Here is a 624-nt window from a genome sequence, read left to right as displayed (position 1 = left end):
GCCGTGCCACCGGCCGAGCCGGTGCCCGTGGCGCCGCCGTAGCCGGCGCCGCCCGTGGAGCCACCGGTCCCCCCGCCACCGGCGGGCGGGGCGGACGAGGCGGGCGGGGGCTCGGGAGCCGGCTGCGGCGGGGGTGCCGGGGCGGGCGCCGACGGCGGTGCCACGGAGGGCGGGCTGCCCGCACCGAACGACCAGCCCTCGACGCTGCCCGGCGCAGGGTCGTAGGAGTACGCACCGAGGCTGGAGTACTGCCAGCTGCCGCCCGGCTGCGCGTGCCAGTACGACCAGTAGGCGGTCGTCGGGGGCGTGTTCACGCAGGGGTCGGACGCAGGGACGCCGTCGATCCGGCAGACGAAGCCCGGCTGGCGCTGCACCTGGGTGATGGCGAAGCCCGCTCCCTGGAGCGCGGCGGCGCCCGTGGACGGGTTCCCGCTCGCGCAGCGCACGTCCGACCCGACGACCACCGTCACACCGGACGTCCCGGAGCACGCCGCGGCGGCGGCCGGCGCGGGCGGGGCGGCGACCAGGCCGCCGCCCGCCAGCGCCAGCGTCGACAGCGCGAGGAGGAGCCGCCTCACTGGTGGCGCCCCCGCGGCAGGCGCCGCGCCAGCAGCAGGCCGCCGC

The 624-nt window shown here is 80.3% G+C and carries 1 pseudogene; it reads right to left on the bottom strand.

Going from position 1 to position 624, the window contains the following annotated elements:
• A pseudogene (locus ACYVKY_RS16235) lies at window positions 1-578 on the bottom strand (hypothetical protein); the annotation flags it as partial.
• Window positions 579-624: the final 46 nt, after the last annotated feature.

The organism is Angustibacter speluncae (assembly GCF_054777815.1).
This window is presented reverse-complemented; position numbering and strand designations above follow the sequence as displayed.